The 3,013-nt window shown below is 36.6% G+C and carries 3 protein-coding genes; 2 read left to right on the plus strand and 1 reads right to left on the minus strand.

Translation table 11 applies throughout. The features are described from left to right. Positions 1–396 precede the first annotated feature (396 nt). Together RRG12_RS42385 and RRG12_RS42390 are read left to right on the plus strand one after the other, a co-directional pair. A complete protein-coding gene (locus RRG12_RS42385) occupies positions 397–729 on the plus strand; it encodes a hypothetical protein (protein ID WP_420758468.1) in 333 nt (110 codons plus the stop codon). Between the two features lie 323 nt (positions 730–1,052). Beyond that, positions 1,053–2,030 (plus strand): sucrase ferredoxin, encoded by a 978-nt coding sequence (locus RRG12_RS42390; RefSeq protein ID WP_420758469.1) that lies wholly within the window; start codon positions 1,053–1,055, stop codon positions 2,028–2,030. Between the two features lie 181 nt (positions 2,031–2,211). Here the strand turns inward: RRG12_RS42390 and RRG12_RS42395 are convergent. Next, on the minus strand, positions 2,212–3,013 hold an 802-nt coding region (locus RRG12_RS42395), incomplete at its 5' end, for a helix-turn-helix domain-containing protein (protein WP_420763237.1).

The raw sequence follows: 3,013 nt of genomic DNA on the forward strand, positions 1-3,013 counted from the left end.
AATTGCAAAACTTTATCTATTATATTGAAAGTATAAATACTTGTTCTAATCAGCTATCTCCACTATCAAATGCCCATTAAACTTGATTTCACCAACCTCCTGGAAGCAACAAACTGTAAAGAAGCCATAAAGATTCCTAAATACTTGCATTTCTAATTGACTTCAGTTACAGTCAAAGCAGATACCTATCATCAAACCCTGACATTAACTTCAGGAAGTTAGATTAGGTTAAAAGGTAAATAGTAGGTTTGTTAAGGTTAATCCCAGTGACGCTGCTAATAATTAGTCACTAGTTTTGATTCTTAACTTATCGCACATGGAGTACGGGGCAGTAAAGGATTTACCCCTAACTTTGTTATTTTTATTTTTCTCATCTAATTGAGAATTATTTGCAACATGAACACTTCAATAGATGCATTAAAAGCAGATAGTGTGGAAGAAGTATTAAAACAGTATTGGCTTACTAAAGTGATGTCTACTTATCAAATATTTCCGCATCTACCTTTAGGAATATGTTTTTCACAAGAGCGACACAGCATTATATCTTTATGTGTAAAAACAGGATTTGTAACTAGTTATGTAGATAATTTCAGCAAAACTTTAAATAAGTGTGTTGCTGCTAGCAATATCTTGAATTGTAATATCAGCTACATCGATATTGCAAGTAAGCTAATAGTTGGTAACTTTTCAAGCCGCTTTGCGTATACACACAGCATTGAATATATTTGATTTGGAGAAAGAAACCAAGTTCAGAAAAGCCGAGTTTCAGCAAGTGAAAATTTATAAAATACCAAATAACAATAAAACTAGATACAAAATTAACGCCGCTTATACGGAAAAATCTATCTTGACACTATTTATTTCTATTATGGAGAATTTATTAACCGGAAAGACCTTGATCAATAATGATGTTATAAAGTGGCTACCTAGTTTTGACTGGGAAATACATATTGTTCTTTTTTATCTCCTTGACTGAAGGATATTGTAGCCCAGAACACAATTGTAGTTTGTAATACCTTTTGTCCATAAAATACGCTAATGAGTATAGATAGATGAATACTTTTTTTTGTTCTGACGATTCACAGCAAGTAGGAGAAGATGTTATTGGTAGTGCCACCAATTATCAAACTTATATTTTAGTTGAGTGTCCTTTACCTTGGACATCAGAAGCCTTGAATTCCAAATGGGTGCCTCAGAATTTAAGGATTTTGGTAGATGAAGTGAAGCGTGCTAAATTACCGATTAGATTCCTCTTAATTGCTAATGATGTATCACACAAAATAAACCACACTACGCTTTTGATTTATCAAAAAAAAGAAGGTTTAAGTAATGGATACCATAAGCAAGAGTTTAAGCTAGACAATATTGAGCAAGTAGCAGAAGTTGTCCAAAAATGGTTATGGGGTATCAGTTCTAATTCTGAGGTAGAAACTAGTACAACTAGAGATATTTTAGTTTGTACCCACGGTAGCCATGATAAGTGCTGTGCCAGATATGGCGCTCCTTTTTACTTCAAAATTACAGCGAGTAATGCTGATTTGTGCTTGGATAATGTGCGAATTTGGAAATCATCGCACTTTGGTGGACATCGGTTTGCACCAACAGTCATAGATTTGCCTGAAGCAAGATACTATGGTCGGCTTGAACAAGATTCATTTAGATCAATTTTGACTCGGACTGGCGATATTCAATGCTTAAATAAAGTCTATCGCGGCTGGGGAATTCTGCCTGCTGCACTTCAGGTTTTGGAAAGAGAACTAATCCTCTGCAATGGATGGGATTGGTTTAACTACAAAGTTGCAGGCAAAATTTTGGAGCAAAGTTTAGACAATAATACTATCCTAGCTGAACTAAGTTTTGAAAAGCCTTCTGGTTCTTTCTACACTTACCAGGCTAAATTTGTGAAAGATGAAACTAAGACTCAACAACTGAAGAGTTCATGTAATGCTACACGAGAGTTAGTAGTTACTAAATATGCTGTAGGTAGTCTCTGGATTACCTCTAGTAAGGTCATGAGTTATAGTACATAGAAGAGGTGAGGAAGAGGTGAGTTTTTAAACGCAGAGGGACGCAAAGGGAAGCGCAGAGGAATGCAGAGGATTGCTAAGTTTAGTTCGCTACGAATTCATTAAATGCTCTATTTAGTATAAAGCTGCACAAATTCGGAATACAATTTTTGCGCCCCTATGCATTTAAATTCCAAATACCAAATTAAGATTGACCGATATTTAGCACTTTTCGTAACAATACTTGGTCTTCTAATTTGGCTTTTAAACGGCCACTTTCAATATCTCGAATCCAGCTTTGGCTTTTACCTGTGAGTTTTGCCAACTCTCTTTGGGAAAGATTCAAATTTTTTCGCGCCTGCAAAATCTGTTCACCTAGTAAATCATTTGTAGTTTTAGGCTTTTTTTTAGCTTTAGCAGTTCGTCGTTGCTTTTTTTCTGATTCTGAGATTTGCTGTTCCCATTCTGCTGGAAGTTCAAAAGCCAAAATCCGCGCATTCATTAGTAGATTCCATTTACCACGGGGGCCTGTGTCTGTGAGGCGAGTTTCAGCACCACCGTCATTAGTCCAAAATTCTAATGCTTCATCTGGATCTTCGGGAAGATCAATTAACTTCGCCCACAAAGGTTGAATTTCTGGTGGGTAAGTAACTGGATCGAAAAGTGGTTTCATTCCATAGTGATTGAGAATTTCCAAATCACTTTCAAAAGTTCGCAGCAGACGTTTACGTTCTTCTCGTTGTCTGGATGCAAGGGCAACTTTTTCCTCACCATAAGCAATACGTAGCAAGGTAGGAATGGTGATGCGTTGTTCTTTGCCCATTTTGGTTTTAAACAGCAACCACAGCATTAGTCGGACTGCGCCTTCATGTTGCTGCAAAATGCTCATGACTGGGGTTAGCAGCGTTTTGGGGAGACTACCGTATTGATAGAAGGCGGTTGGCTGTTTACACGCTTGTTTATTTAAGGAATATTGGGACCATAAAGATGCTTTTATTTTAAAAGGT

The sequence above is a fragment of the Nostoc sp. CALU 546 genome (assembly GCF_048836525.1).